The organism is Hydrogenimonas urashimensis, assembly GCF_016593255.1.
In the GTDB taxonomy this organism is placed as follows: Bacteria; Campylobacterota; Campylobacteria; order Campylobacterales; family Hydrogenimonadaceae; genus Hydrogenimonas; species Hydrogenimonas urashimensis.
This window is the reverse complement of the sequence record NZ_AP023212.1, coordinates 1,339,755-1,361,336: the sequence shown is the minus strand read 5'-3', so window position 1 is coordinate 1,361,336 and position 21,582 is coordinate 1,339,755. Positions and strand designations below refer to the sequence as shown.

The 21,582-nt window shown below is 55.1% G+C and carries 39 protein-coding genes; 34 read left to right on the top strand and 5 right to left on the bottom strand.

Annotation, left to right across the window (positions count from 1 at the left end; genetic code table 11):
* Positions 1-8 precede the first annotated feature (8 nt).
* Positions 9-380: a hypothetical protein gene (locus JMG82_RS06970; RefSeq protein ID WP_201352003.1), complete on the top strand. Its 372-nt coding sequence runs from the start codon at positions 9-11 to the stop codon at positions 378-380.
* Here JMG82_RS06970 and rnhB read toward each other — a convergent pair.
* A complete protein-coding gene (gene rnhB / locus JMG82_RS06965; RefSeq protein ID WP_201352002.1) occupies positions 377-934 on the bottom strand; it encodes a ribonuclease HII in 558 nt (185 codons plus the stop codon). The two genes, JMG82_RS06970 and rnhB, sit on opposite strands and share 4 nt — an antisense overlap.
* A gap of 42 nt (positions 935-976) precedes the next feature.
* Between rnhB and JMG82_RS06960 the strand changes: the two genes are divergently transcribed.
* Positions 977-1,393, top strand: a complete 417-nt coding sequence (locus JMG82_RS06960) for a hypothetical protein (protein ID WP_201352001.1) — start codon at positions 977-979, stop codon at positions 1,391-1,393.
* A gap of 154 nt (positions 1,394-1,547) precedes the next feature.
* On the opposite strand, the gene JMG82_RS06955 is transcribed toward JMG82_RS06960, so the two are convergent.
* Both JMG82_RS06955 and JMG82_RS06950 read right to left on the bottom strand, forming a co-directional pair.
* Complete coding sequence (locus tag JMG82_RS06955) at positions 1,548-2,621, bottom strand: ATP-binding protein (protein WP_201352000.1); 1,074 nt, start codon at positions 2,619-2,621, stop codon at positions 1,548-1,550.
* Positions 2,622-2,639: 18 nt separating this feature from the next.
* Positions 2,640-2,984 carry an FUN14 domain-containing protein gene (locus tag JMG82_RS06950; protein WP_201351999.1) on the bottom strand — a complete coding sequence of 115 codons (345 nt, stop codon included), beginning with the start codon at positions 2,982-2,984 and terminating at the stop codon, positions 2,640-2,642.
* A gap of 249 nt (positions 2,985-3,233) precedes the next feature.
* Between JMG82_RS06950 and rpsJ the strand changes: the two genes are divergently transcribed.
* The 32 genes from rpsJ to JMG82_RS06790 all read left to right on the top strand — a co-directional run bounded on the left by rpsJ (position 3,234) and on the right by JMG82_RS06790 (position 19,496).
* Positions 3,234-3,551: a 30S ribosomal protein S10 gene (gene rpsJ / locus JMG82_RS06945; RefSeq protein WP_092912963.1), complete on the top strand. Its 318-nt coding sequence runs from the start codon at positions 3,234-3,236 to the stop codon at positions 3,549-3,551.
* A 3-nt stretch (positions 3,552-3,554) separates the two neighbouring features.
* Positions 3,555-4,133, top strand: a complete 579-nt coding sequence (rplC, locus tag JMG82_RS06940; protein ID WP_201351998.1) for a 50S ribosomal protein L3 — start codon at positions 3,555-3,557, stop codon at positions 4,131-4,133.
* Positions 4,130-4,744 carry a 50S ribosomal protein L4 gene (gene rplD / locus JMG82_RS06935; protein WP_201351997.1) on the top strand — a complete coding sequence of 205 codons (615 nt, stop codon included), beginning with the start codon at positions 4,130-4,132 and terminating at the stop codon, positions 4,742-4,744. The genes rplC and rplD overlap by 4 nt, the downstream gene beginning before the upstream one ends.
* A gap of 1 nt (position 4,745) precedes the next feature.
* On the top strand, positions 4,746-5,027 hold the full coding sequence (locus JMG82_RS06930; RefSeq protein ID WP_201351996.1) for a 50S ribosomal protein L23: 282 nt from the start codon (positions 4,746-4,748) through the stop codon (positions 5,025-5,027).
* A 10-nt stretch (positions 5,028-5,037) separates the two neighbouring features.
* Entirely contained in the window at positions 5,038-5,868 is an 831-nt protein-coding gene (gene rplB, locus JMG82_RS06925) for a 50S ribosomal protein L2 (protein WP_201351995.1), read from the top strand.
* 14 nt (positions 5,869-5,882) lie between these two features.
* A complete protein-coding gene (rpsS, locus tag JMG82_RS06920) occupies positions 5,883-6,164 on the top strand; it encodes a 30S ribosomal protein S19 (protein WP_201351994.1) in 282 nt (93 codons plus the stop codon).
* Between the two features lie 9 nt (positions 6,165-6,173).
* Positions 6,174-6,500 (top strand): 50S ribosomal protein L22, encoded by a 327-nt coding sequence (gene rplV, locus JMG82_RS06915; protein WP_201351993.1) that lies wholly within the window; start codon positions 6,174-6,176, stop codon positions 6,498-6,500.
* Positions 6,500-7,195, top strand: a complete 696-nt coding sequence (rpsC, locus tag JMG82_RS06910) for a 30S ribosomal protein S3 (RefSeq protein WP_201351992.1) — start codon at positions 6,500-6,502, stop codon at positions 7,193-7,195. The genes rplV and rpsC overlap by 1 nt, the downstream gene beginning before the upstream one ends.
* 2 nt (positions 7,196-7,197) lie before the next feature.
* Complete coding sequence (gene rplP / locus JMG82_RS06905) at positions 7,198-7,623, top strand: 50S ribosomal protein L16 (protein ID WP_201351991.1); 426 nt, start codon at positions 7,198-7,200, stop codon at positions 7,621-7,623.
* Entirely contained in the window at positions 7,610-7,801 is a 192-nt protein-coding gene (gene rpmC / locus JMG82_RS06900; RefSeq protein ID WP_201351990.1) for a 50S ribosomal protein L29, read from the top strand. The genes rplP and rpmC overlap by 14 nt, the downstream gene beginning before the upstream one ends.
* Before the next feature lie 11 nt (positions 7,802-7,812).
* The gene (rpsQ, locus tag JMG82_RS06895) at positions 7,813-8,070 is read left to right on the top strand and encodes a 30S ribosomal protein S17 (RefSeq protein ID WP_201351989.1); all 258 of its coding nucleotides are present in this window, start codon (positions 7,813-7,815) and stop codon (positions 8,068-8,070) included.
* Positions 8,067-8,435: a 50S ribosomal protein L14 gene (gene rplN / locus JMG82_RS06890; protein WP_201351988.1), complete on the top strand. Its 369-nt coding sequence runs from the start codon at positions 8,067-8,069 to the stop codon at positions 8,433-8,435. The genes rpsQ and rplN overlap by 4 nt, the downstream gene beginning before the upstream one ends.
* Positions 8,435-8,671: a 50S ribosomal protein L24 gene (gene rplX / locus JMG82_RS06885; protein ID WP_201351987.1), complete on the top strand. Its 237-nt coding sequence runs from the start codon at positions 8,435-8,437 to the stop codon at positions 8,669-8,671. Before rplN ends, rplX begins: the two co-directional genes overlap by 1 nt.
* A 1-nt stretch (position 8,672) precedes the next feature.
* Positions 8,673-9,224, top strand: a complete 552-nt coding sequence (gene rplE / locus JMG82_RS06880) for a 50S ribosomal protein L5 (protein ID WP_201351986.1) — start codon at positions 8,673-8,675, stop codon at positions 9,222-9,224.
* Positions 9,217-9,402 carry a type Z 30S ribosomal protein S14 gene (locus tag JMG82_RS06875; RefSeq protein WP_201351985.1) on the top strand — a complete coding sequence of 62 codons (186 nt, stop codon included), beginning with the start codon at positions 9,217-9,219 and terminating at the stop codon, positions 9,400-9,402. The genes rplE and JMG82_RS06875 overlap by 8 nt, the downstream gene beginning before the upstream one ends.
* Before the next feature lie 9 nt (positions 9,403-9,411).
* Positions 9,412-9,807, top strand: coding sequence for a 30S ribosomal protein S8 (gene rpsH, locus JMG82_RS06870; protein WP_201351984.1), 396 nt, complete (start codon positions 9,412-9,414; stop codon positions 9,805-9,807).
* A gap of 11 nt (positions 9,808-9,818) precedes the next feature.
* Positions 9,819-10,352: a 50S ribosomal protein L6 gene (rplF, locus tag JMG82_RS06865; RefSeq protein ID WP_201351983.1), complete on the top strand. Its 534-nt coding sequence runs from the start codon at positions 9,819-9,821 to the stop codon at positions 10,350-10,352.
* Positions 10,353-10,363: 11 nt separating this feature from the next.
* Positions 10,364-10,720: a 50S ribosomal protein L18 gene (gene rplR, locus JMG82_RS06860; RefSeq protein ID WP_201351982.1), complete on the top strand. Its 357-nt coding sequence runs from the start codon at positions 10,364-10,366 to the stop codon at positions 10,718-10,720.
* Positions 10,721-10,730: 10 nt separating this feature from the next.
* Positions 10,731-11,174, top strand: a complete 444-nt coding sequence (gene rpsE / locus JMG82_RS06855; protein WP_201354266.1) for a 30S ribosomal protein S5 — start codon at positions 10,731-10,733, stop codon at positions 11,172-11,174.
* Positions 11,175-11,177: 3 nt separating this feature from the next.
* Positions 11,178-11,576 (top strand): 50S ribosomal protein L15, encoded by a 399-nt coding sequence (gene rplO, locus JMG82_RS06850; protein WP_201351981.1) that lies wholly within the window; start codon positions 11,178-11,180, stop codon positions 11,574-11,576.
* A gap of 2 nt (positions 11,577-11,578) precedes the next feature.
* Positions 11,579-12,841 (top strand): preprotein translocase subunit SecY, encoded by a 1,263-nt coding sequence (secY, locus tag JMG82_RS06845; protein ID WP_201351980.1) that lies wholly within the window; start codon positions 11,579-11,581, stop codon positions 12,839-12,841.
* Positions 12,842-13,600: a type I methionyl aminopeptidase gene (gene map / locus JMG82_RS06840; protein WP_201351979.1), complete on the top strand. Its 759-nt coding sequence runs from the start codon at positions 12,842-12,844 to the stop codon at positions 13,598-13,600.
* 10 nt (positions 13,601-13,610) lie between these two features.
* On the top strand, positions 13,611-13,829 hold the full coding sequence (gene infA / locus JMG82_RS06835) for a translation initiation factor IF-1 (protein WP_201351978.1): 219 nt from the start codon (positions 13,611-13,613) through the stop codon (positions 13,827-13,829).
* Between the two features lie 446 nt (positions 13,830-14,275).
* A complete protein-coding gene (gene rpmJ / locus JMG82_RS06830) occupies positions 14,276-14,389 on the top strand; it encodes a 50S ribosomal protein L36 (RefSeq protein ID WP_092912916.1) in 114 nt (37 codons plus the stop codon).
* Positions 14,390-14,392: 3 nt separating this feature from the next.
* On the top strand, positions 14,393-14,761 hold the full coding sequence (gene rpsM / locus JMG82_RS06825; protein ID WP_201351977.1) for a 30S ribosomal protein S13: 369 nt from the start codon (positions 14,393-14,395) through the stop codon (positions 14,759-14,761).
* A 10-nt stretch (positions 14,762-14,771) separates the two neighbouring features.
* On the top strand, positions 14,772-15,164 hold the full coding sequence (gene rpsK / locus JMG82_RS06820) for a 30S ribosomal protein S11 (protein ID WP_201351976.1): 393 nt from the start codon (positions 14,772-14,774) through the stop codon (positions 15,162-15,164).
* A 9-nt stretch (positions 15,165-15,173) separates the two neighbouring features.
* Positions 15,174-15,800 carry a 30S ribosomal protein S4 gene (gene rpsD, locus JMG82_RS06815; protein ID WP_201351975.1) on the top strand — a complete coding sequence of 209 codons (627 nt, stop codon included), beginning with the start codon at positions 15,174-15,176 and terminating at the stop codon, positions 15,798-15,800.
* A gap of 15 nt (positions 15,801-15,815) precedes the next feature.
* On the top strand, positions 15,816-16,817 hold the full coding sequence (locus JMG82_RS06810) for a DNA-directed RNA polymerase subunit alpha (RefSeq protein WP_201351974.1): 1,002 nt from the start codon (positions 15,816-15,818) through the stop codon (positions 16,815-16,817).
* Between the two features lie 16 nt (positions 16,818-16,833).
* Positions 16,834-17,184, top strand: a complete 351-nt coding sequence (gene rplQ / locus JMG82_RS06805) for a 50S ribosomal protein L17 (protein WP_201351973.1) — start codon at positions 16,834-16,836, stop codon at positions 17,182-17,184.
* Between the two features lie 138 nt (positions 17,185-17,322).
* Complete coding sequence (locus JMG82_RS06800) at positions 17,323-17,601, top strand: NifU family protein (protein ID WP_201351972.1); 279 nt, start codon at positions 17,323-17,325, stop codon at positions 17,599-17,601.
* A 15-nt stretch (positions 17,602-17,616) separates the two neighbouring features.
* A complete protein-coding gene (locus JMG82_RS06795) occupies positions 17,617-18,192 on the top strand; it encodes a hypothetical protein (protein ID WP_201351971.1) in 576 nt (191 codons plus the stop codon).
* A 2-nt stretch (positions 18,193-18,194) separates the two neighbouring features.
* Positions 18,195-19,496 carry a UDP-N-acetylmuramoyl-L-alanyl-D-glutamate--2,6-diaminopimelate ligase gene (locus tag JMG82_RS06790; RefSeq protein WP_201351970.1) on the top strand — a complete coding sequence of 434 codons (1,302 nt, stop codon included), beginning with the start codon at positions 18,195-18,197 and terminating at the stop codon, positions 19,494-19,496.
* A gap of 6 nt (positions 19,497-19,502) precedes the next feature.
* Here JMG82_RS06790 and JMG82_RS06785 read toward each other — a convergent pair whose 3' ends face one another.
* Together JMG82_RS06785 and JMG82_RS06780 are read right to left on the bottom strand one after the other, a co-directional pair.
* Positions 19,503-20,180, bottom strand: coding sequence for an endonuclease/exonuclease/phosphatase family protein (locus tag JMG82_RS06785; RefSeq protein ID WP_201351969.1), 678 nt, complete (start codon positions 20,178-20,180; stop codon positions 19,503-19,505).
* 2 nt (positions 20,181-20,182) lie between these two features.
* Entirely contained in the window at positions 20,183-21,580 is a 1,398-nt protein-coding gene (locus JMG82_RS06780) for a phospholipase D-like domain-containing protein (protein ID WP_201351968.1), read from the bottom strand.
* Positions 21,581-21,582 lie beyond the last annotated feature (2 nt).

Genomic DNA, 21,582 nt, shown 5'->3' with positions numbered 1-21,582 from the left:
TCGTAGCTATGAAACGCGTAACACTCTTTCTTTTCCCGATTTTCGCGAGCGTGCTGATGGCTGCCAAAGTGCAGTGCAATATAGAGAGCGAAAGAATATACTGTACCTACTATCTCAACAGGTCGGACAACCAGAACGGCAAGAACGTGGAGTTCGAATGGATCTCGCCGGCCTCGGCGGCGGACAACCGGATACGCCATTTTCAGGTGCCTCCGCAGCACGGTTCGGTCTACGACTACCGTTTTCTGCCCGGGCGCGCGAAAGGGGTATGGCATGTGAGAGTGACCGACCTGGACACCAACGAGACCGTCGAAACGACCTTCGAGATCAACAGCACCGACAATACGATGTTCGACGAGGATCTGCTCGACGCCCTTTAAAAATCGAAGGTGGGCTGTTCGAGCGCTTTGATTCGGTAGCTTCTGCGATGGACGGGTGTGTATCCGTTTTTGCGAATCGCTTCGATGTGGCTTTGGGTCCCGTACCCTTTGTGACGCTCGAATCCGTAGGCCGGGTAGGCTTTCGCAAGCTCGACCATGGTTCTGTCCCGCGTCACCTTGGCCAGGATGCTCGCGGCACTCACTTGGGGAACCGTCAGGTCGGCTTTGACTTGGCATCGCAGGCCCGCAATGCCGAATGTCGTGTTGCCGTCGAAAAGGTATTCGGCGGCCAAGAGGGTCCGCATGATCTCTTTCAATCCGGCGATCAGGCAGGCGCTGATCCCTTTTTTGTCGATCGCGGCGGCATCGAAGGAGACGATATGCCACGCGGCATCTTTGACAATGGTCTCATAAAGCGCTTCGCGCCGTTTTTCGGTGAGCTTCTTGGAGTCGGTGAGCCCTTCGATCGGTTCGTAGAGAATGACGCCCGCCATGACCAGCGGCCCCGCCAGGGGACCCCGTCCGGCTTCGTCGATGCCGCATAGACTTTTCATGCCAGAATCATATAGATTTCATGCTGAAGGAGAGATTTGGCGATGGGTTGGTTGATGAAGAGGGCCGGGTTGGCGATCGTCGCGGCGGTGTGGGTCGGCTGTACGCAAAAGCCCGTCGTCAAACTCTACAAGGCAGCACATGAACGGCCGATCACATGCCTTCGGCTGAGTATCTATCCGCCGCAAAAGGATCTTGAGGCGACTCTGCGCTCTCTTTACCCGTTTTCCAAGCGGTGCGATGTCGTCCTGGAGGTCAAGCACAAGGAGAATATCTGCTGCAACAGCAACCAGAATGCCCAGCGCAAGGCGCTCACGGCATTCCCCCACCATTTTCTGCGTCTGGAGGTGCGTCGGGGCCTGACACCGCTGTACAGTTACTATATCGACCTTTCCCATCCCGCCGATGAAAAAGATGCCTCCGATGCGTTCGAACGTCTTCGAAGCGATTTGAAATTCTAGACGCTTTGGAAAAAACTCAAAAGCCGCGTACAAAGTATCGTATTTGAAAAACAGTTTGGCATATTGTTGTCGAATGGTTACAGCGGCTCGGGGGAGTGGGCCATCAAGAATCGGCAAAGAGGGTGGCATATTTGAAGAAGATGCAAGCCAGGGACTACTCTTCCAGAATCCACATGAAAAAAGGCTTGGCCGTCACTTCCATCGTATCGAAATGGAATGCGAAGCTGTTGGAGATGGTTAGAATCGTGACCGAGGCGACGCCGAGCCGGTCGATCTCTGCGATCATTCCGCCCACCTTCGCGGCGGCGCTTTGGGGGTTGGCGAAGGGGGAAAGCAAAATGGCGCTTTTCGTCGCAGGGTCGTAGAAGTCGAGCAGGTCGGTATATGCGATGTCGGGTCTGTCCCGAAGGAGTCTGCGGGCCGCGATCGTGTAGAGCTGCCCCATCAGCGACTTTTCGAAATACATCGAAGCGGGCATCGCGAAGTCGTAGAGAAGCAGGCGACGGGCCGCTTTGGGCTGGCCGTATTTCCCGAGCCATCGGAGAATCCGTCTCTCTTCCCACGATTTGATGGTTTTGTAGAGCCAGTCTTTCGAGACCCTGTGCTCCCTTTTCATCGCCGTGTAGAGCTGGTTGGGGGTGACGGGTTTGCCGAGAAAGCGTGACGCGTAGCGGAAGAGGGTCCGTTCGCCGTCGGTGGGGAAAATCGCACGGATATGGTCGTGGAGCCGGAGTGTCAGGATCGATTCGTGCACGGCGGCCATGGCCGGGAGGGAGCCGGTGCGAAGATAGAGGGAGAAGGAGTGCTCCGGATGGGTGGGGCGCTTTTCGAAAGCGAGGTACTCCTCGAAATCGAGAGGAGGAAGCTCCAGAAGCGGCATCATGGGGTTTTCGGTATAGGGGGCCTGGGTCACCAGGATCGTCTGGCGGCTCCTGGGCATCGGAAAGGAGCCGTCGTAGTGGTCGATGACAACGGTTTCGATGCCGTGCATGTCGATGAACCCCTGGACCTCTTTGGCCAGAGAGCTTTTCTCCACCCGCAGATCGGCCAGGTCGATGTAGATCTGTTTTCGTTTGGGAATCGTCGCGAGATAGTCCAAAACGGCCCAGCTCTTTCCGGAGCGGGGCGGCCCGTAGAGATTGAGCGTATGGGAGGGGATCGTGATTTTTCGTTCGATGAACCCGACCGCTTTCGGGGTCGATTCGTAGAACGCTTCGAGCTGCTGCATTGAGCGAAGCGGCCGGAATCAGCCGATCTTCAGGCCCACCGCGAAGCCGCCGATCGCCGAAGCGCTTCCGGCGAATCCGAACTCGTCGAGACGCTCTTTGAGAAACGTGCCGAACTCTCTGAACGCGCTCGTTCCGGCCGAAACGGTATGCTCCAGGCCCGTTTCGTTGATGGCGACGATGCCGTAGTGCTCGAGTACGAACATCAGAACCAGGGCGATGCCCAGCAGCAGCAGAAGCAGTTTGAAACTCTTCTTCAGGAAATAGCCGACAGCCAGCCCGATCATGAAGCCGGAGCCCATATGCAGATAGGGCAGATCGGGCAGTTTGCCGGTGAGGGTCGATGCGGTGCTGTTTGCGTCCATGAAAAACCTTCTTGCTGTATCGCTGTTCGTAATTGTATCAAGAAAAATTTCAGAGCCAAAACAGTTTTTGGCCGCCGGGAGTCTGAAATGGCCCAATCTTCAATAGTTTTCCTTTCTGAAAGGAAACAAAATGGAGGCAAAAAACGAGAAAATACCTGTAATGCGTTGATTTTGCAAAAAGTTTTGAGTATAATCTTGGCTCCAAAAAGCGTTGGTCGCATACCAACAAGTTCTTTTAAGGGAAAACCTATGGAAAAAATTCGACTTAAGCTTAAAGCGTACGATCACCGTGTGCTTGATCGGTCAGTTGCTGCAATCGTGGAAGCAGTCAAGCGAACGGGAGCGGAAATACGCGGCCCAATTCCTATGCCTACAAAGATCCGACGCTATACAGTGCTCAGATCGCCTCATATCAACAAAGATTCACGCGAACAATTCGAAATCAGAATTCACGCACGCATGATCGACATCGTCTCTGCGACGCCCGATACCGTCGATTCGCTGATGAAGCTGGATCTGGCACCTGAGGTAGACGTCGAAGTACGATCTATGGGTAACAAGGGGTAACGGATGGAATTCATCGTAGAAAAAATCGGCATGAGCCGGACAATCAATGTACCGAGTATCCCTGTCACGCTTTTGAAAGTGCAGGATATCAAAGTATGCGAAATCACCGAAGACGGTCGTGCTATCGTTGCGTATGCCAGCGGCAAGAAACGCAACAAGGCGATCGAAGGTCAGCAGAAGAAGTACGGGCTGAGCCCCGAGTACAACCGTTTCGCGACACTGAAAGTCGCCAATACCGAAGCGGGTGATATCGACTTGACGCCGCTTGCCGAAGCGAAGAAGGTCAAAGTCACGTTCACCAGCAAAGGTCGCGGCTTTTCGGGCGTCATGAAGCGATGGAACTTCGCGGGCGGTCCCCGAAGCCACGGTTCCCGTTTCCACAGAGCACCGGGTTCCATCGGTAACTGCGAATGGCCCGGACGTGTCCAGCCGGGACAGAAGATGCCGGGTCAGTACGGCAACGCGAAAGTGACAGTCAAAAACGAGATCGTATCGTTCGATCCGGAAAACAGGATCCTTGTCGTCAAGGGTGCGGTACCGGGACCGAACGGCGGTATGGGTCGAGTAAGGATTACCAAATGAGTACAGCAGTAGTTTTGAACGAAAACCTGGAAAAAGCGGGCGAAGCGGAAGTTCCCGCGAACTTCCTCGAAGCGAGTCCGCACAACCTATATTTATATGTCAAGTCGTATCAGGCGGCACTTCGCGCCAATACCGCACACAGCAAAAACCGTTCGGCTGTCAGCGGCGGCGGCAAGAAACCCTGGAGCCAGAAAGGCCGCGGTGGCGCCCGCGCCGGCTCCATCCGCTCTCCGCTCTTCGTGGGCGGCGGCGTCGCGTTCGGACCGAAAGCGAACCGCAATTACGACCAGAAAGTCAACAAGAAGCAGAAGCGCCTGGCACTGATGCACGCTCTGGCCGAAAAAGCGGCCAACGGCAAACTCTATATCGTCGACACCATCGAAGTGGCCAGCGGCAAGACGAAAGACGCGTCGGCGATGATGAACAAACTGGGCGAGCGTGATGCTCTGTGGGTCAAGTCTCTGATCGATGACAAAACCTACCTGGCATTTAGAAATCTTCCGAACTGTTATTTGATCGAAGAGAATGAACTCAACGGCTATCTTGCAGCGGCGTATCGCGCGGTTGTCATCGAGAGAGCGGTTTGGGAAAATCTGACGAAAGAGGGCTGAGATGGCGGATATTACAGATATCAAATCGATACTTTATACTGAAAAGACACTGGGCCTTCAGGAAGAGGGTGTCATCGTGGTACAGACCTCTCCGAAAGTGACGAAGAATCAGCTCAAAGCGATCTTCAAAGAGTATTTCGGCGTCAACCCGCTGAAGGTCAATTCGCTTCGCCAGAGCGGCAAAGTGAAGCGTTTCCGCGGCAAAGAGGGGAAACGTCCGGATTTCAAAAAGTTCTATGTGAAGCTGCCGGAAGGCGCGAACATCGAGAGCTTGAGTGCGTAAGGGATAGGCAATGGCAATCAAAACATACAAACCGTATACACCGAGCCGACGCTACATGAGCGTCGTCGACAGCAGCGACATCACAAGCAAACCGACGGTCCGCAAACTGCTGAAGAAGCTTCCCGCCAAAGCGGGACGCAACAACCGCGGCCGCATCACGTCACGCCACAAAGAGGCGGGCGCGAAGAAACTCTACCGTATCATCGACTTCAAGCGCAACAAGTTCGGCATCGAAGGGACTGTGGCGACGATCGAATACGATCCGTACCGAAACTGCCGCATCTGCCTGATCAACTACGCAGACGGCGAGAAGCGCTACATCCTTCAGCCCAGCGGTCTGAAAGTGGGCGACAAGATCCAGGCGGCAGAAGGCGGGCTGGACATCAAGCCGGGCAACGCGATGAAGCTCAAAAACATTCCGGTCGGTACGCTCGTGCACAACATCGAGATGAAGCCGGGCAAGGGCGGACAGCTTGTGCGAAGCGCCGGCGGATACGCCCAGATCATGGGACGCGAAGACAAATATGTCATTCTCCGCATGCCTAGCTCCGAGATGCGCAAGATTCTCGGCGAGTGCATGGCCACAGTCGGTACCGTCGGAAACGAGGAGTTCAGCAACATCGTTATCGGCAAAGCGGGTCGCAGCCGACATCTGGGTATCCGTCCGCAGACACGCGGTAGCGCGATGAACCCGGTCGATCACCCGCACGGTGGTGGTGAAGGCAAGACCAATGCGGGACGCCATCCGGTGACGCCCTGGGGTATGCCGACCAAAGGTTTCAAAACCCGTCGTAAGAAAGCCAGCGATAAACTGATCATTTCACGACGCAAGAAAAAATAAGAGGATAGGTAGACATGGCAAGATCGATTAAAAAAGGTCCTTTTATCGACGAGCATCTGATGAAAAAAGTGCTCAAAGCGAAAGAGACCGGTGATACGAAACCGATTAAGACCTGGTCACGCCGAAGCACCATCTTCCCGGAGATGATCGGTTTGACCATCAACGTCCACAACGGACGCCAGTTCGTTCCTGTATACATTACAGAGAACCACGTCGGCTACAAACTCGGCGAGTTTGCTCCGACACGCACGTTCCGCGGCCACAAGGGCTCGGTACAGAAAAAGATCGGGAAGTAAGGGGTGAGCATGAGTAGAGCAACACTGAAATTCATTCGCCTCAGCCCAACGAAAGCACGGCTGATCGCCCGCGAAGTACAGGGGATGAACGCCGAGCTGGCGCTGGCCAGCCTGGAGTTCATGCCCAACAAGGCGGCGAAAGTCATCTCCAAGGTGATCGCGTCGGCAGTCGCCAACGGCGGGTACGAACCCGAAGAGGTTGTCATCTCTTCCTGCCGTATCGACAAGGGTCCGGTTCTCAAGCGCTGGAAGCCCCGTGCACGCGGCCGTGCATCACGCATCATGAAACCAACATCTCACGTGATCGTCGAAGTCACAGAAGCGAAGGATAAGTAATGGGTCAGAAAGTCAATCCGATTGGTTTGCGCCTTGGTATCAACCGTAACTGGTCGTCCCGCTGGTATCCGAACTGGCAGCGCGTCCCCGCTTTCGTCGCGGAGGACGAGAAAATCCGCCGATTCCTGAAAAAGGAGCTCTACTATGCGGGTATCGCGGACATTATCATCGAGCGGACCGCCAAACGCCTTCGCGTGACGATCGTCGCGGCGCGCCCCGGCATCATCATCGGCAAAAAAGGCGCCGACATCGAGAAACTGAAAACGCGTCTGCAGAACATGGTGGGCAAGCCGGTGGCACTGAACATCCGCGAAGAGAAGCGTCCCCAGGCGAGCGCCCAGCTGGCGGCGGAGAACATCGCGACACAGCTTGAGCGCCGCGTCGCCTTTAGACGCGCGATGAAGAAGGTGATCCAGGCCGCCCAGAAAGCGGGCGCGAAGGGGATCAAGGTCCAGGTCGCCGGACGCCTCGGCGGTGCCGAAATGGCGCGTACCGAATGGTATCTCGAAGGCCGCGTGCCGCTGCATACGCTGCGGGCGAAGATCGACTACGGTTTCGCGCAGGCCTATACAACTTACGGAATCATCGGTGTCAAAGTATGGATTTTCAAAGGCGAGGTTCTGCAAAAAGGAATCCAGCCCGAGCCTGTTGAAGAGAAACGCGGTCGCCGAGCACCGAGACGTGGGAGGAGTTAATCATGTTGATGCCTAAACGAACAAAATATCGAAAACAGCAGAAAGGCCGAAACCGCGGCAAAGCGTATCGCGGCAACCAGCTGGCATTCGGCAGCATCGGAATCAAAGCGACCGAAGCCGGACGTATCGACAGCCGCCAGATCGAAGCGGCGCGTGTCGCGATGACACGTCACGTCAAGCGTAGCGGCAAAGTCTGGATCCGTGTCTTCCCGGACAAGCCGATCACTGCCAAGCCTCTCGAAACACGGATGGGTAAAGGTAAAGGTGCGGTGGACAAATGGGTCATGAACATCAAGCCCGGCCGCATCATTTACGAAATGGCGGGTGTCGAAGAGAAGCTGGCGCGCGAAGCGCTGACGCTTGCGATGCACAAACTTCCTTTCAAAACAAAAATCGTCACGCAAGAGGCTAGCAATGAAATATACTGAAATCAGCGAAAAGAGCCGCGAAGAGCTCGAAAAGATGTTGAAAGAGAAGAAGATGGAGCTGTTTGAGCTCAAACTCAAGCTCAAGACGATGCAGCTGACAAACCCGAACGAGATTCGTGCGTGCCGCAAGGATATCGCACGCATCAAGACTGCCATCAGCGCGCAGAAGAATGCATAAGGATTTAGATTATGGCGTCTCATAAACGTATTATTCAAGGAACAGTTGTCAAGAAAGCGGGCGACAAGACGGCGACCATTCTGGTCGAGCGTCGCATCATGCACCCGCGCTATCACAAAACTGTCAAACGATTCAAGAAATATCTGATTCACGACGAGAACAACACGACCAACGTTGGCGATGTGGTGACGGCCATCGAATGCCGACCGATCTCCAAAACCAAGTCGTTCCGTCTCAAAGAGATCGTGAGTAGAGGAGTCGGATCATGATTCAAAGTTTCACAAGACTGAACGTCGCGGACAACAGCGGCGCGAAAGAGATCATGTGTATCAAGGTCCTGGGCGGCAGCAAGCGCCGGTACGCCAGCGTCGGCGACATCATCGTGGCATCCGTCAAGAAAGCGCTGCCCAACGGCAAAGTGAAGAAGGGACAGGTCGTCAAAGCGGTCGTCGTCCGCACGAAAAAAGAGATCCAGCGCGAAAACGGTTCTCTTATCCGTTTCGACGACAACGCGGCGGTTATCCTCGATGCGAAGAAGGAGCCGATCGGAACGCGTATTTTCGGACCCGTGAGCCGTGAAGTGCGCTACGCGAACTTCATGAAAATCGTATCGCTTGCACCGGAGGTTCTGTAATGGCTAAGAAATTCAAGATCAAAAAGGGCGATACGGTCGAAATTATCGCCGGAGATGACAAAGGCAAGAAAGCGGAAGTGCTTCAGGTGCTTCCCGCCAAAGATGCCGTGATCGTCGCGGGATGCAAAGTGGTCAAAAAGGCTGTCAAGCCGACCGAGCAGAATCCCGAAGGCGGTTTCGTCAACAAAGAGATGCCGATCCACATCTCCAACGTACGCAAAGTAGAAGGTGCCTAAGATGTTGAGACTCAAAGAGAAATTTAACGAAATAAAGCCGGTCCTCAAAGAGGAGCTCGGGCTCGAAAACCCGATGACGATCCCGGCGCTCGAGAAGATCGTCATCAGCGTCGGATGCGGCAACGATGCGAAGGACATGAAAGTGATCCAGAACATCGCCGACACGATCAGCCTGATCGCGGGTCAAAGAGCGGTCATCGTTCCGGCACGCAAATCGGTCGCGGGCTTCAAGGTGCGCGAGGGGATGCCCGTCGGCGTCAAGGTGACGCTCCGCGGCAATATGATGTACAACTTCCTCGACAAACTGATCAGTATCGCGCTTCCGCGCGTGAAAGACTTCCGCGGCCTTTCGCGCAACGGATTCGACGGACACGGCAACTACAACTTCGGTCTGGACGAGCAGCTGATCTTCCCGGAAGTCGAGTATGACAACATCATCAAGACGCACGGCATGAATATCACGATCGTCACGACCACCGACAACGACAAAGCGGCATTCGCGCTTCTTCAGAAGCTGGGACTGCCTTTTGCTAAAGGACGACAAAATGGCTAAAAAATCGATGATTGCGAAGCAACAGCGAAAACCCAAGTTCAAAGTTCGTGCCTATACGCGCTGCAGCATCTGCGGCCGTCCGCACTCTGTGTACAGAGATTTCGGCATCTGCCGAATCTGTCTGCGCAAAATGGCTAGCGAAGGTCTGCTTCCTGGCGTCAAAAAAGCAAGCTGGTAAGGAGATAGCATGGTGAACGATCTGATTGCAGATTCTTTGACACGAATCAGAAACGCATCAATGCGACGTTTGGAAGTGACCACGTTGCTGTACAGCAAAATGATCGAAGCGATCATGAAAATCTTTCAGGAGAAAGGTTACATCGAGAGCTACAAAGTGGTCGAAAACGACGGCAAGAAAAGCATCAACGTCGTACTGAAATATGACGACAACGGCCACACGGTCATCAACGAGATCAAGCGTATCTCCAAGCCCGGACGACGCGTCTACAAGGGCAAGGAGGATATCAAGCGATTCAAAAACGGCTACGGCACCATCGTCGTCAGCACATCCCAGGGCGTTCTTGCCAACGATGAAGCGTACAAGCGCGGCATCGGCGGCGAAGTGCTTTGCAGTATCTGGTAAGGAATTAGAATATGTCACGTATAGGAAAGAAACCGATTGATATCCCGGCCGGCATCGAAGTCAAGGTCGAGGGTACAGAAGTTGTCGTTTCCAAAGGAAAAGATGTCAAGCGTCTCGATACGCATGGCCGTGTCGACGTGGAGGTGACCGACAAGCAGGTCATCTTCCACCGAAAAGGCGATGACAAAGCCAGCAGCGCGTTCTGGGGAACCTACCGCGCCTTGACGCAGAACATGATCACCGGTTTGGCACAGGGCTTCGAGAAGAAACTCGAGATCAACGGGGTCGGCTACCGTGCGGCCGTCAAGGGCAAAACGCTGGAGCTTCAGCTCGGATTCTCCCATCCCGTCAACTACGAAATTCCCGAAGGGATTCAGATCGCGGTCGAGAAAAACGTCATCTCCGTCAAGGGCCAGGACAAGCAGAAGGTCGGACAGGTCGCCGCGGAAATCCGTGCATTCCGTCCGCCGGAGCCCTACAAGGGCAAGGGTGTCAAATATGTGGACGAAGTGATTCTCCGCAAAGCCGGTAAAACAGGTAAGTAAGGGTTGAAAAAATGAATAGAACACTCCTTTTGAAAAAGAATTCACAGCGTGCAAAACGCAAAGCCCGTGTACGCGGCAAGATTTTCGGCACGGCCGAAAAGCCGCGTGTTACCATTTTCCGCTCGAACAAGCATCTCTACGCCCAGGCGATCGACGATGTGGCCGGTGCCACACTCGCCGCGGCCGACGGACGTGTCATGGGATTGAAAGCGAACAAAGAGGCGGCTGTCAAAGTGGCGGAAGCGCTTGCGAATGCGATGAAGGAAAAGGGTCTCGACAAGGCGGTATTCGATCGTAACGGTTACATCTATCACGGTGTGGTCGCGGCGTTCGCCGACGCTTTGCGTGAAAACGGAATACAGGTGTAAGGGTAGAATGATGGAAAATATTAACAGAGAAGATTTCGAAGAAGTCATCGTAAACATCGGCCGTGTCACGAAAGTCGTCAAGGGCGGCCGGCGTTTCCGATTCACGGCGCTTGTCGTTGTGGGCGACCGCAACGGGACGGTCGGATACGGCATGGGCAAAGCCAAAGAGGTGCCGGACGCGATCCGCAAGGGAATCGACGAAGCGTTCAAAAACCTGGTCAAGGTCAATATCAAAGGTTCGACCATCGCGCACGATATCGAGCACAAATACAATTCGAGCAAAATTCTGCTCAAGCCGGCCTCCGAAGGTACGGGAGTCATCGCCGGTGGCGCGGCACGTCCCGTCATCGAGCTCGCCGGTATCAAGGATATCCTGACCAAATCACTGGGCTCCAACAATCCGAACAACCTCGTTCGTGCCACTGTTGAAGCGCTAAGCCGAATCAAAGGATAAGCGATGTCACTGCACAACTTAACAAATGCTCAGGGAAGCACGAAAAACAGAAAACGTGTGGGCCGCGGCCAGGGCAGCGGCATGGGAAAGACCGCCACACGCGGCAACAAGGGCCAGAAGTCTCGAACCGGCTACAAGCGCAAACGCGGCTTCGAGGGCGGGCAGCAGCCGATTCAGCGCCGCCTTCCGAAGATCGGTTTCCGCTCCCGCGTGGAAAAGCCGTACGTGATCAATGTCGAGCGCGTTCCCGCGATCGCGGAGCTCGAGGAGATCACCATGGAGACACTTCAAAGTGTTCATACCATCAAAGGTAAACACAAGCGCGTTAAATTGATCGGCAAAGCGGCCCGTGAGCTTGCCGCCAAAATCAAAGACGAGCGAATCACGACCAGCGGAAAATAACAATGAACAAATCATTGGTCAATAAAATCCTGATTACGTTGGGATTTTTGCTGGCATACCGGATTCTGGCCTATGTGCCGGTTCCGGGTGTCAACGTCGACGTCATCAAAGAGTTTTTCGACTCCAACGCCAACAACGCGCTCGGCATGGTCAACATGTTCAGCGGCAACGCCGTCAGACGTCTGAGCATCATCTCTTTGGGCATCATGCCCTACATCACCGCATCCATCATCATGGAACTTCTCGCAGCAACTTTCCCCGAACTCGGCAAAATGAAAAAAGAGCGTGACGGCATGACGAAGTACATGCAGATCATCCGCTACGCCACGATCGCCATCACGCTGATCCAGGCTATCGGTGTTTCCATCGGACTGCAGAGCCTGACGGGCAAAGGGGGCGAGAGTGCGATCATGGTCGACACGACGACATTCGTGACGATGGCGGCATTCTCGATGCTGACGGGTACGATGCTTCTGATGTGGATCGGTGAACAGATCACGCAGCGCGGGGTCGGCAACGGTATTTCGCTGATCATCTTCGCCGGCATCGTCTCCTCGATACCGACGGCCATCAGCGGGACGATCAACCTGGTCAACACCGGGGAACTTAACTTCCTGGTGGTTCTGGCGATCCTGGCGATCATCTTCGCCACGGTCGGATTCATCATCTATGTGGAACTGGGGGAGCGGCGTGTTCCTGTCAGCTACTCCCGCAAAGTGATGATGCAGAACCAGAAGAAGCGGGTCATGAACTACATCCCGATCAAAGTGAACCTGAGCGGGGTCATCCCGCCCATTTTCGCTTCGGCGATTCTGATGTTTCCCAGCACGATCCTGCAGGCGTCCACCAACCCGATCGTTCAGAAGATCTCCGATTTCCTGAACCCGAACAGTTACACGTTCAACATCATGATGTTCCTGTTTGTCATCTTCTTCGCCTACTTCTATGCGTCGATCGTCTTCAACGCGAAGGATATCGCCGACAACCTGAAGCGCCAGGGCGGATTTATCCCGGGCGTGCGCCCGGGTGAGCATACGGCCGAATTCCTCAACGAAGTGGCGAGCCGTCTGACATTCTGGGGCGCCATCTATCTCGCGATCATCTCCACCCTTCCGTGGGTCCTGGTCAAGAGCATGGGCGTGCCTTTCTATTTCGGCGGTACGGCGGTTCTGATCGTGGTTCAGGTCGCACTCGATACGATGCGCAAGATCGAAGCGCAGATCTATATGAGCAAGTACGAAACGCTCAGCGCGGTGGGCCTGTAGATGTCGATTGCGATCCGCAAGCCGGCCGAGATCGAAAAACTACGCAAAGCGAACCAGATTGTCGGGGAGACACTCCGCTACCTGCAGGAGAATGTCAAACCCGGCATGACACTCAAAGAGATCGACACCATGGGGGAGGATTTCGTGCGCTCAAAAGGCGCGCGTCCCTCCTTCAAGGGCCTCTACGGCTTTCCGGCCGCTGTCTGCACCTCCCTCAACGAAGTCATCATTCACGGCATCCCGGACGACACGAAAGTGAAAGAGGGCGATATTCTCGGTCTGGACATCGGCACGGAACTGGAAGGGTGGTACGGCGACGCCGCCATCACCATGCCGATCGGAAAGATTTCCGAGGCGGATGAACGGCTCATCGCCTGCGCGAAAGACGCCCTCTACCATGCGATCGATATGATTCGGCCGGGGATGCGTTTCAAGGAGTTGAGCTACGAACTCGAAAAGTTCATCAAATCGCGCGGATTTACGCCTCTGCTGAACTTCTGCGGACACGGCATCGGCCGCAAACCCCACGAGGAGCCGGAGATTCCCAACTACCTGGAGCACGGCTCCCCCAAAAGCGGTCCGAAAATCAAAAACGGCATGGTCTTCTGTCTGGAGCCGATGATATGCCAAAAAGACGGGACCCCGAAAATTCTGGACGACAAATGGTCGGTGGTCTGTCAGGATGGCATGCGAAGCAGCCATTATGAGCACACGGTCGCAGTCGTGGGAAACAAAGCAGAGATACTCTCGCAACCATAAAGGAGAAACGATGGCAAAAGATGATGTCATAGAGATTGACGGCAAGGTGATCGAAGCCCTCCCGAACGCGACATTCCGCGTCGAACTGGAGAACGGTCATGTGGTTTTGTGCCATATCGCAGGCAAGATGCGAATGCACTATATCCGAATCCTTCCGGGAGACAGGGTCAAGGTGGAGCTGACACCCTACAGCCTGGACAAAGGGCGCATAACTTACAGATATAAGTAAGCTGTAAGTTGGCTTAAGGTATTATTCCATCCCCTTTTCCATCTACGCGAAGGAGTTTTGCATAAATCGCACTGTTTATGCAAGGGTCGGTTTGGCCGTCACTCGCCAAACCTATATTACAAGGGGAACACTTCCGAAGAGACCGGAAATGTTGTCGCAGTGCATGGCGGGTCCGCAGCGAGAGACCCGCTTCGTCCGTTTGGTGTCGAGTGCCGAGTGTTGAGATCGACATTCGCCTCGATATAAGGTTTCAGCGATCCGACGGCGGGAGCCGGCGAAGCCACGCCAGCGTGGCGGACCCGCTGCCAAGGCGGACGCGGCGAAAGTCGGGAACGCAAGGTGGCATCCAAGCGCGGTTCAACTGCGCGTGAGCCCTCCGCTGAGGAGAACTCAGCGTTAGCGTAGTTTCGGGGGCTTCGCCTCCGAAACGTATCAAGGAGACAAAAATGAAAGTCAGACCTTCGGTTAAGAAGATGTGCGACAAATGCAAGATCATCAAGCGAAAAGGCATTGTTCGCGTCATCTGTGTCAACCCAAAACACAAACAGAGACAAGGATAAAAGATGGCACGTATTGCAGGTGTTGATCTACCCAAAAAGAAGCGTATGGAGTATGCGCTGACATACATCTACGGTATCGGCCTGACCACATCGAGAAAGATCCTCGATGCGACCGGTATCAGCTACGACAAGCGTGTGCATGAACTCAGCGAAGAGGAAGCGGCGGCGATCCGCAAGGAGATCCAGGAAAACTATATGGTGGAAGGGGATCTTCGCAAGAAGGTTGCCATGGACATCAAAGCGCTGATGGATCTGGGCAACTACCGCGGTCTTCGCCATCGACGCGGTCTTCCGGTTCGCGGACAGAAAACGAAAACAAACGCACGCACACGCAAGGGCAAGCGTAAAACTGTCGGCGCGGCAAGCAAGTAAGGAGTAAACAGTGGCAAAACGAAAAGCAGCAAGAAAAAAGATTGTCAAAAAGAATATCGCGCGCGGTGTGGTCTACATCAGTGCGACATACAACAACACTGTCATTACGGTAACGGACGAAGCGGGCAACGTGATTTCATGGAGCAGCGCGGGTTCTCTTGGTTTCAAGGGAAGCAAGAAGTCCACTCCTTATGCGGCACAGCAGGCGGTCGAGGATGCGATGGCGAAAGCCATGGAGCACGGGATCAAAGAGGTCGGTATCAAGGTACAGGGACCGGGCAGCGGCCGCGAGACGGCTGTCAAAAGCGTAGGCGCAATCGAGGGTATCCGCGTGATGTGGTTCAAAGACATCACGCCGCTGCCCCACAACGGTTGCAGACCTCCGAAACGACGACGAGTATAAGGGGACGAGATGGCACGATATAGAGGACCAGTAGAAAAAATCGAACGTCGCCTGGGCGTGAGTCTCGGACTCAAAGGCGAACGAAGACTTGCAGGAAAGAGCGCGCTTGACAAGCGACCCTACGCACCGGGACAGCACGGTCAGCGCAGAACGAAGATCAGCCAGTACGGCTTGCAGCTTCGCGAAAAGCAGAAAGCCAAATATATGTACGGTGTCGGGGAGAAGCAGTTCCGCCGACTTTTCAAAGACGCGAACCGCATGGAGGGCAACACGGGGGAGAACCTGATCGCCCTTCTCGAGCGACGCCTTGACAATGTGGTCTACCGCATGGGATTTGCCACGACACGCGCGTTCGCGCGCCAGCTCGTCACCCACGGCCATGTCCTGGTCGACGGCAAACGCGTCAACATCCCTTCTTTCCGCGTCAAAGCGGGACAGAAGATCGAGATTCGCGAAAAGAGCAAAAACAACCCCCAGATTCAGCGCGCCATGGAGCTGACGCGCCAGACCGGCATCGCACCGTGGGTCGATGTGGATCACGACAAAGTATTCGGGATCTTTACACGCATTCCCGAGCGTGAAGAGGTTGTCATTCCTGTTGAAGAGCGATTGATCGTCGAGCTTTACAGCAAATAATAAAGCGAGTTGCCCATGAAAAGAATCAAAACATCACCCTTTATGCCGAGCGAGGTCGAAATCGAGCAGACCGGCGAGAACAAAATGCGCATCACGGCCTACCCGTTCGAGACGGGATACGCCGTCTCTCTCGCGCATCCGATCCGCCGTCTTCTTCTTGGCAGCACCATCGGATACGCTCCGATCGGTGTCAAAATCGAGGGGGCATCGCACGAGTTTGATTCTGTACGCGGAATGCTTGAGGATGTGGCGGTTTTCATCATCAACCTCAAAAACCTCCGTTTCAAAATCAAAGGGGACGAGAAAAAGGTCGAAGTGAACTACAGCTTCACCGGCCCGATCGAGATCACCGGAGCCGACCTGAACAACGAGCAGGTCGAAGTCGTGACGCCGGACGGTTTCCTCGCGACACTGAACGAGGATGCCGAGCTCAACTTCACGCTTCTGATCCATCAGGGGATCGGCTACGTACCGAGCGAGGAGCTGCGGGATTCGCTGCCGGAAGGCTACATCGGGCTCGATGCGTTCTTCACGCCTGTGCGGGCGGCGAACTACACGATCGAGAACATGCTGATCGAAGACAATCCCAATTACGAAAAGATTGTCTTCAACATCGAAACGGACGGACAGATCGATCCGGTCACGGCATTCAAAAACACGATCGAAGTGATGTACCGCCAGATGTCCGTTTTCAACAACATTCTGGACATCAACGTGGCAGCCGAAGCGGCGACACCTGCGGCGGAAAACCCGGTCGTCAAGAAGCTGATGCAAGGACTCGATACGCTGGGTCTGAGTGCAAGAAGCTTCAACTCGCTCGAGCGCGCCGGCCTCAAATATGTCGGTGAACTTGTACTGATGACAGAAAACGAACTCAAAGAGATCAAGAACCTCGGCAAGAAGTCGCTGGAAGAGATCAAAGCGAAACTCGAAGAGGCGGGATTCCCCGTCGGGTCCGAGCTGGACGAAGAGACAGCGAAACAGCTGAAAAAGAAAATCGACGAAACGAAAAAATAACTATTAAGGAACAACGATGAGACATCGACATGGATATCGCAAACTGAGCCGAACATCTTCTCATCGCGCTGCTTTGTTGAAAAACCTTTCGATCGCCCTGATCGAGCATGGACGTATCGAAACCACGCTCGCCAAGGCGAAGACGCTGCGAAGCGTTTTTGAAAAGATGGTCACTCGCGCCAAAGCAGGCGATTTCAACGCGCACCGTGCGGTCTTCGCGAAACTGCAGGACAAGAACGCAACCAAGAAACTGGTTGAGGAGATCGCACCGAAATACGCGGAGCGCAACGGGGGATACACCCGTATCATCAAAACACGCCAGCGCCGCGGAGACTCCGCGGAAATGGCGATCATCGAACTGGTCTGAGTCCGATGAACTCCGGGGGCTTCGCCCCCAATATTAAAAACTTCTAAACTCATTGTTCCATCCGAAAAATCTGTTGCCAAACCATAGCTTTTTTGTTATGATAGAGTCATAACCAAACTTCGATTTAGGACGATAGTTATGATACCTTTCAGCGATGAAGATCTCTATCCGGCCGTCGAGAATGTCATCGAGAAGATACGCCCCTCGCTGGCGTTGGATGGCGGTGACATCAAACTTCTCGGCGTCAAGAACGGCAAGGTGTATGTCCAGCTGCAGGGGGCCTGCATCGGATGTGCCAGCAGCGGAAGCACCCTCAAATACGGGGTGGAGAGGCAGATGCGGATGGATATTCATCCCGAAATCGAGGTGGTCAACGTCCCGGTCGGTATGGAAAACCAGTGGGACAAGATCAGCTAGGAAACCAGGGGAACCATGAACGGAAAAAAGACTGAAAAATTTTTGGAACGTGCGGAAAACCATTTTTACCGGGGAGAATACGACGAAGCGATGCGGATCTACGGCATACTTCTGAGGGACGACCCCGGTCTGCGCGAGGCGCGTATCGGCGCGATACTGAGCGATGTGGCCCATGAAAACGACGAAGAGGCGCAGGCGCTTTTTGAATACTACCAGGTGCTCAAGGAGGAAAACAACGACGAGGCGGAACGGATCATCGAAGAGATGATCGACACGCTCGACGACGCCCTTGCGAAGATATCGGATCTGCTGGAGGGATCGCTCACCGGCAACGACGAGACGGTCAACGGCATCAGCTATGGCGATTTCAAGGAGCTTGTGGAGCTGCGGGGGAGTTTCCGCCGCGCTTTTGAAGATATCATGTTCTCCACACGCGTCGTGATCACCGAGAAGGAGGAGCTGCTCGACTTTCTGCAGCAGTTGGTCGAAAACGGATTCAACGAGATGGCGATGCGCTACATCGAAGGGGCGGCCGTCGCCTATCCGGGTGAAGAGAAGATACAGGATTTGATCGACAAGATCAAAGGGTAACGGTGACGGTCGACTTTGGAAACGGCATCGGCCGTGTAACGGATGACAGTCGTGCGGCAGAGAAGGGGACGCGTTTTCTGCATACGAAACTCAATGCGCGGTATCTGAAGGAAGCGATCGACCGGGGTGCGGAAGCGATCGCGCCCAAAGAGCTGATCGAAGCCCTGGGCATGGACGGCCTGGAGGTCGTCGGCATCACCGGGACCAACGGAAAGACCACGACGGCGGCGGCGATCTATTCGCTTCTGCTCGATCTTGGCTACCGCGCGGCACTGCAGGGGACACGGGGACTGTTCATCAACGACGAGAAGGTGGAGGAGAAGTCCCTGACGACACCCCCCTCTCTTGCGACGATCGCCCATATGTTCGAAGCCTTCCGCCGCGGCGCCGAATTTTTCGTCATGGAAGTGAGTTCCCACGCCATCGAACAGGAGCGGATCGAAGGGATCGATTTCTCCCTCAAAATCCATACCAACATCACCAGTGACCACCTCGACTACCACGGTTCCGTCGAGGCCTACCGTGCCGTCAAGAGCAGTTTTTTCAGCGACGAGTCCAGGAAACTTGTCAACCGCGACGAAGAGATTTTGGAGTTCAATGTCAAAAACGCCTACAGCTACGGCATCGAAAACGCCGCGACCTACAAAGTGATGGCCTACACCCTCGGCGGCGGTGTCAGCGGCGTTTTGAAGCATTTTGAAACGGTCGTGCCTTTCGAGACCTCTTTGCAGGGGCATTTCAACCTTTACAACATCACGGCGGCGATCTCGGCGGTGCATATACTGACGGACGAGGATCTCGGTGAGATTTGCGAGGCGGCGGAAAATTTCGGCGGTGTCGCGGGACGCATGGAGGTGGTGAGCGAGAAGCCTCTCGTGATCGTCGATTTCGCCCACACCGAAGACGGCATCAGGCAGGTACTCGATTCCCTGAAAGAGAAGGAGGTTCGTGTCGTTTTGGGTGCCGGTGGCGACAGAGACCGCAGCAAGCGCCCCAAAATGGGACGGGCAGCCGCCTCGATCGCGAAAAAGGTCTATCTCACCAGCGACAATCCCCGCAGCGAAGACCCGGCGGCGATCATCGAGGAGATCGCCGCGGGAATCGAGGACAAGACAAAGATCGAAAAGATCGTCGACAGGCGGAAGGCGATCGTCCGGGCCATCGAAGAGATGCAGCCCGGTGAAGCGCTCCTTGTTCTTGGCAAGGGGGATGAAACGTGGCAGGAGGTCGCGGGGCGGAAAATCCCCTTTGACGACCGGGAAGTGGTCCGCCAGATTTTGGCCCGTCAGGCCGAAAGCGGCTGAAAAAAATCAGAGTTCGAACTCCGCGGCGATCGGATTGTGATCGGAGACGGGGGTGTCGACGACGAGGGCGTGCCTTGTCCGCAGGCTGCGGCAGTAGATGTGGTCGAGCGGACTTCCCAGAATCGATTTGATGCTCTTCTCGTTTTCCAGGAGCACTTTTTGAAGTCCGAACTCCGCCATCACCTCATTGAGACGTTTCTGTCTTTTGCCGCTCCATGTGTTGAAATCTCCCGCAACGATGAGTGCCTCGTCATCCACCCCTGCGATCAGCTCCGCGATCCGTTCGATCTCTTTCGCGAAGAGCCCGTAGGGGACGAAGTTGATGACATGAAGGTTCAGGAGCGAAAGAGGGGCGCCGTCGGGCAGCCGGTGTCTTGTCAGCAGGCCGCTTTTGCGGGTCGCGATGCCGATCTCTTTCGTTTTGGAGAGATAGGGCGTCGAATCGATCAGCGGGAAGCGGGAGAGGGTCATGACGCCGCAGCAGTGCCTGTTTCGCACGATATTGCAGCTAAGCGCGTGGGTAAAGGCTCGAAACGAGGAGGGGATGTGCCCGTGGGAGAGTCTCACCTCCTGGAGGGCGACGATATCGCTTCGGTAGGTCTCAAGAAGATGCTCGAAAACATACTGGAAGCGGGGGGTGAGCGAACGCTTCTGGATATTCCAGCAAAGAAGAGAGAATCGCATGGCTACACCAGAGGGGAGAGCATGCGCATCAGATTTTCGATGCGGACCTGAAAGAGTGTTTCGGTGGGCCGGTAGGGACGGCATGCCTGTATCACCCTCTCTCCCCACGAAACGATCGTTTCGATCTCGTTTCGGGAGTAGAGGAGGCTGACCACTTCGAAATTGTAGAAGAGGCTCCTGTTGTCGAAGTTGATCGTTCCGACAATGGCGGCGTCGTCGTCGAAGACCATCGCCTTGGCGTGGAGCACCTTGCCGCGATGCAGCAGTATCGCGGCCCCTTTGGAGGAGAGTTCCCGCAGATAGCTTCCCCGTCCCAGGTCGGAGACGAGGTGGTCGGAGCGTTCGGGTATGACGATTTTCAGTTCGACACCTCTGTGGAGGGCGATGGTGAGCGCCCGGACGAACTCTTCCGTGGGAACGAAATAGGGGGTGAAAATCCAGATGCGGCGCGAGGCGTTGCAGATCGCACTCAGGAGCGCTTCGACGACGCCGTCGGACGGGGTGTCCGGACCCGAGGGCGCCACCTGGATGCAGGCCGTGCCGAAGGAGGTGTCGGCCGCTTCGGGAAGTTTCGCGGGGGTATGGGTGGCGAAGGCCCAGTCCATTTCGAATATCTGCAGGTAGTAGTGCGCGGCTCTTCCTTCGATCAGGCAGAGAAAGTCGGTGTAGAGAATTTCCTGCGGATCGGCCGAGAGATATTCGCCGGTCAGGTTCATTCCCCCCGACAGGGCCGTTTTTTGGTCGAAAATGTAGATCTTCCTGTGGTTGCGCAGGTTGATGAAGTTCCGGAAGGGAAAACGCAGAAACGGCATGAAGAAGGCGATCTCGATTCCCGAGGCTCTGTACTCTTTAAGATGCCGGGAGAGGAGATAGAGTTTCGCGGAGCCGATCGAATCCATCAGGATCCGGACGCGAACTCCTTCTTTTGCCCGCCGCTTCAGGCGCTCCATCAAAGGAAGGGTGCTCTCGTCCAGGACCAGCTCGTAGACGCAGATGTCGATGCTTTGCCGCGCGCCGTCGATCTGCGCGAGGAGTTCCCTGCGGGCATCCTCCGGCGTGTCGCGGAGGCCGAACCGGTTCTGCGAGGTGGCCGGGGGAATGCCGTTGGTGTAGAGCAGCCGTTCGACGGGATGGTTGCAAAGCGAGAGGCCCCGATCCACCGGCCTGAGAAGATACTGCAGCTTCTGGTAGCGTTTGATCAGCTTCCTGTGGCCGAAGAGAAAATAGAAAGGGACGGCGGCGTAGGGGACCAGGAAGATCGCAAGGGTCCAGGCGATCATGCTGCTTGGGCTGCGCCGCGCGGAGATCATGTGCAAAAAAGCGAGCACGATCAGCAGTTCCGCCCCGATCGTAAAGAGTGTATCGGAAAGTGCATCGGGCAGGAAAGGAGTCAAACGCATCC

Coding starts and splice junctions, on each gene's coding strand:
- rnhB (WP_201352002.1), bottom strand. CDS start 934: ATGAAAAGTCTATGCGGCATCGACGAAGCCGGACGGGGTCCCCTGGCG.
- JMG82_RS06800 (WP_201351972.1), top strand. CDS start 17,323: ATGATACCTTTCAGCGATGAAGATCTCTATCCGGCCGTCGAGAATGTC.
- JMG82_RS06780 (WP_201351968.1), bottom strand. CDS start 21,580: ATGCGTTTGACTCCTTTCCTGCCCGATGCACTTTCCGATACACTCTTT.
- rplF (WP_201351983.1), top strand. CDS start 9,819: ATGTCACGTATAGGAAAGAAACCGATTGATATCCCGGCCGGCATCGAA.
- rpsQ (WP_201351989.1), top strand. CDS start 7,813: ATGGCGTCTCATAAACGTATTATTCAAGGAACAGTTGTCAAGAAAGCG.
- JMG82_RS06960 (WP_201352001.1), top strand. CDS start 977: ATGGGTTGGTTGATGAAGAGGGCCGGGTTGGCGATCGTCGCGGCGGTG.
- secY (WP_201351980.1), top strand. CDS start 11,579: ATGAACAAATCATTGGTCAATAAAATCCTGATTACGTTGGGATTTTTG.
- rplR (WP_201351982.1), top strand. CDS start 10,364: ATGAATAGAACACTCCTTTTGAAAAAGAATTCACAGCGTGCAAAACGC.
- rplD (WP_201351997.1), top strand. CDS start 4,130: ATGAGTACAGCAGTAGTTTTGAACGAAAACCTGGAAAAAGCGGGCGAA.
- JMG82_RS06955 (WP_201352000.1), bottom strand. CDS start 2,621: ATGCAGCAGCTCGAAGCGTTCTACGAATCGACCCCGAAAGCGGTCGGG.
- JMG82_RS06785 (WP_201351969.1), bottom strand. CDS start 20,180: ATGCGATTCTCTCTTCTTTGCTGGAATATCCAGAAGCGTTCGCTCACC.
- JMG82_RS06970 (WP_201352003.1), top strand. CDS start 9: ATGAAACGCGTAACACTCTTTCTTTTCCCGATTTTCGCGAGCGTGCTG.
- rpmJ (WP_092912916.1), top strand. CDS start 14,276: ATGAAAGTCAGACCTTCGGTTAAGAAGATGTGCGACAAATGCAAGATC.
- JMG82_RS06810 (WP_201351974.1), top strand. CDS start 15,816: ATGAAAAGAATCAAAACATCACCCTTTATGCCGAGCGAGGTCGAAATC.
- rplN (WP_201351988.1), top strand. CDS start 8,067: ATGATTCAAAGTTTCACAAGACTGAACGTCGCGGACAACAGCGGCGCG.
- rplV (WP_201351993.1), top strand. CDS start 6,174: ATGAGTAGAGCAACACTGAAATTCATTCGCCTCAGCCCAACGAAAGCA.
- rplX (WP_201351987.1), top strand. CDS start 8,435: ATGGCTAAGAAATTCAAGATCAAAAAGGGCGATACGGTCGAAATTATC.
- rplQ (WP_201351973.1), top strand. CDS start 16,834: ATGAGACATCGACATGGATATCGCAAACTGAGCCGAACATCTTCTCAT.
- JMG82_RS06930 (WP_201351996.1), top strand. CDS start 4,746: ATGGCGGATATTACAGATATCAAATCGATACTTTATACTGAAAAGACA.
- rpsS (WP_201351994.1), top strand. CDS start 5,883: ATGGCAAGATCGATTAAAAAAGGTCCTTTTATCGACGAGCATCTGATG.
- rplP (WP_201351991.1), top strand. CDS start 7,198: ATGTTGATGCCTAAACGAACAAAATATCGAAAACAGCAGAAAGGCCGA.
- rpsE (WP_201354266.1), top strand. CDS start 10,731: ATGGAAAATATTAACAGAGAAGATTTCGAAGAAGTCATCGTAAACATC.
- rplO (WP_201351981.1), top strand. CDS start 11,178: ATGTCACTGCACAACTTAACAAATGCTCAGGGAAGCACGAAAAACAGA.
- JMG82_RS06795 (WP_201351971.1), top strand. CDS start 17,617: ATGAACGGAAAAAAGACTGAAAAATTTTTGGAACGTGCGGAAAACCAT.
- rpsJ (WP_092912963.1), top strand. CDS start 3,234: ATGGAAAAAATTCGACTTAAGCTTAAAGCGTACGATCACCGTGTGCTT.
- rplE (WP_201351986.1), top strand. CDS start 8,673: ATGTTGAGACTCAAAGAGAAATTTAACGAAATAAAGCCGGTCCTCAAA.
- rpmC (WP_201351990.1), top strand. CDS start 7,610: ATGAAATATACTGAAATCAGCGAAAAGAGCCGCGAAGAGCTCGAAAAG.
- map (WP_201351979.1), top strand. CDS start 12,842: ATGTCGATTGCGATCCGCAAGCCGGCCGAGATCGAAAAACTACGCAAA.
- JMG82_RS06950 (WP_201351999.1), bottom strand. CDS start 2,984: ATGGACGCAAACAGCACCGCATCGACCCTCACCGGCAAACTGCCCGAT.
- rplC (WP_201351998.1), top strand. CDS start 3,555: ATGGAATTCATCGTAGAAAAAATCGGCATGAGCCGGACAATCAATGTA.
- JMG82_RS06875 (WP_201351985.1), top strand. CDS start 9,217: ATGGCTAAAAAATCGATGATTGCGAAGCAACAGCGAAAACCCAAGTTC.
- infA (WP_201351978.1), top strand. CDS start 13,611: ATGGCAAAAGATGATGTCATAGAGATTGACGGCAAGGTGATCGAAGCC.
- rpsD (WP_201351975.1), top strand. CDS start 15,174: ATGGCACGATATAGAGGACCAGTAGAAAAAATCGAACGTCGCCTGGGC.
- rpsM (WP_201351977.1), top strand. CDS start 14,393: ATGGCACGTATTGCAGGTGTTGATCTACCCAAAAAGAAGCGTATGGAG.
- rplB (WP_201351995.1), top strand. CDS start 5,038: ATGGCAATCAAAACATACAAACCGTATACACCGAGCCGACGCTACATG.
- rpsH (WP_201351984.1), top strand. CDS start 9,412: ATGGTGAACGATCTGATTGCAGATTCTTTGACACGAATCAGAAACGCA.
- rpsC (WP_201351992.1), top strand. CDS start 6,500: ATGGGTCAGAAAGTCAATCCGATTGGTTTGCGCCTTGGTATCAACCGT.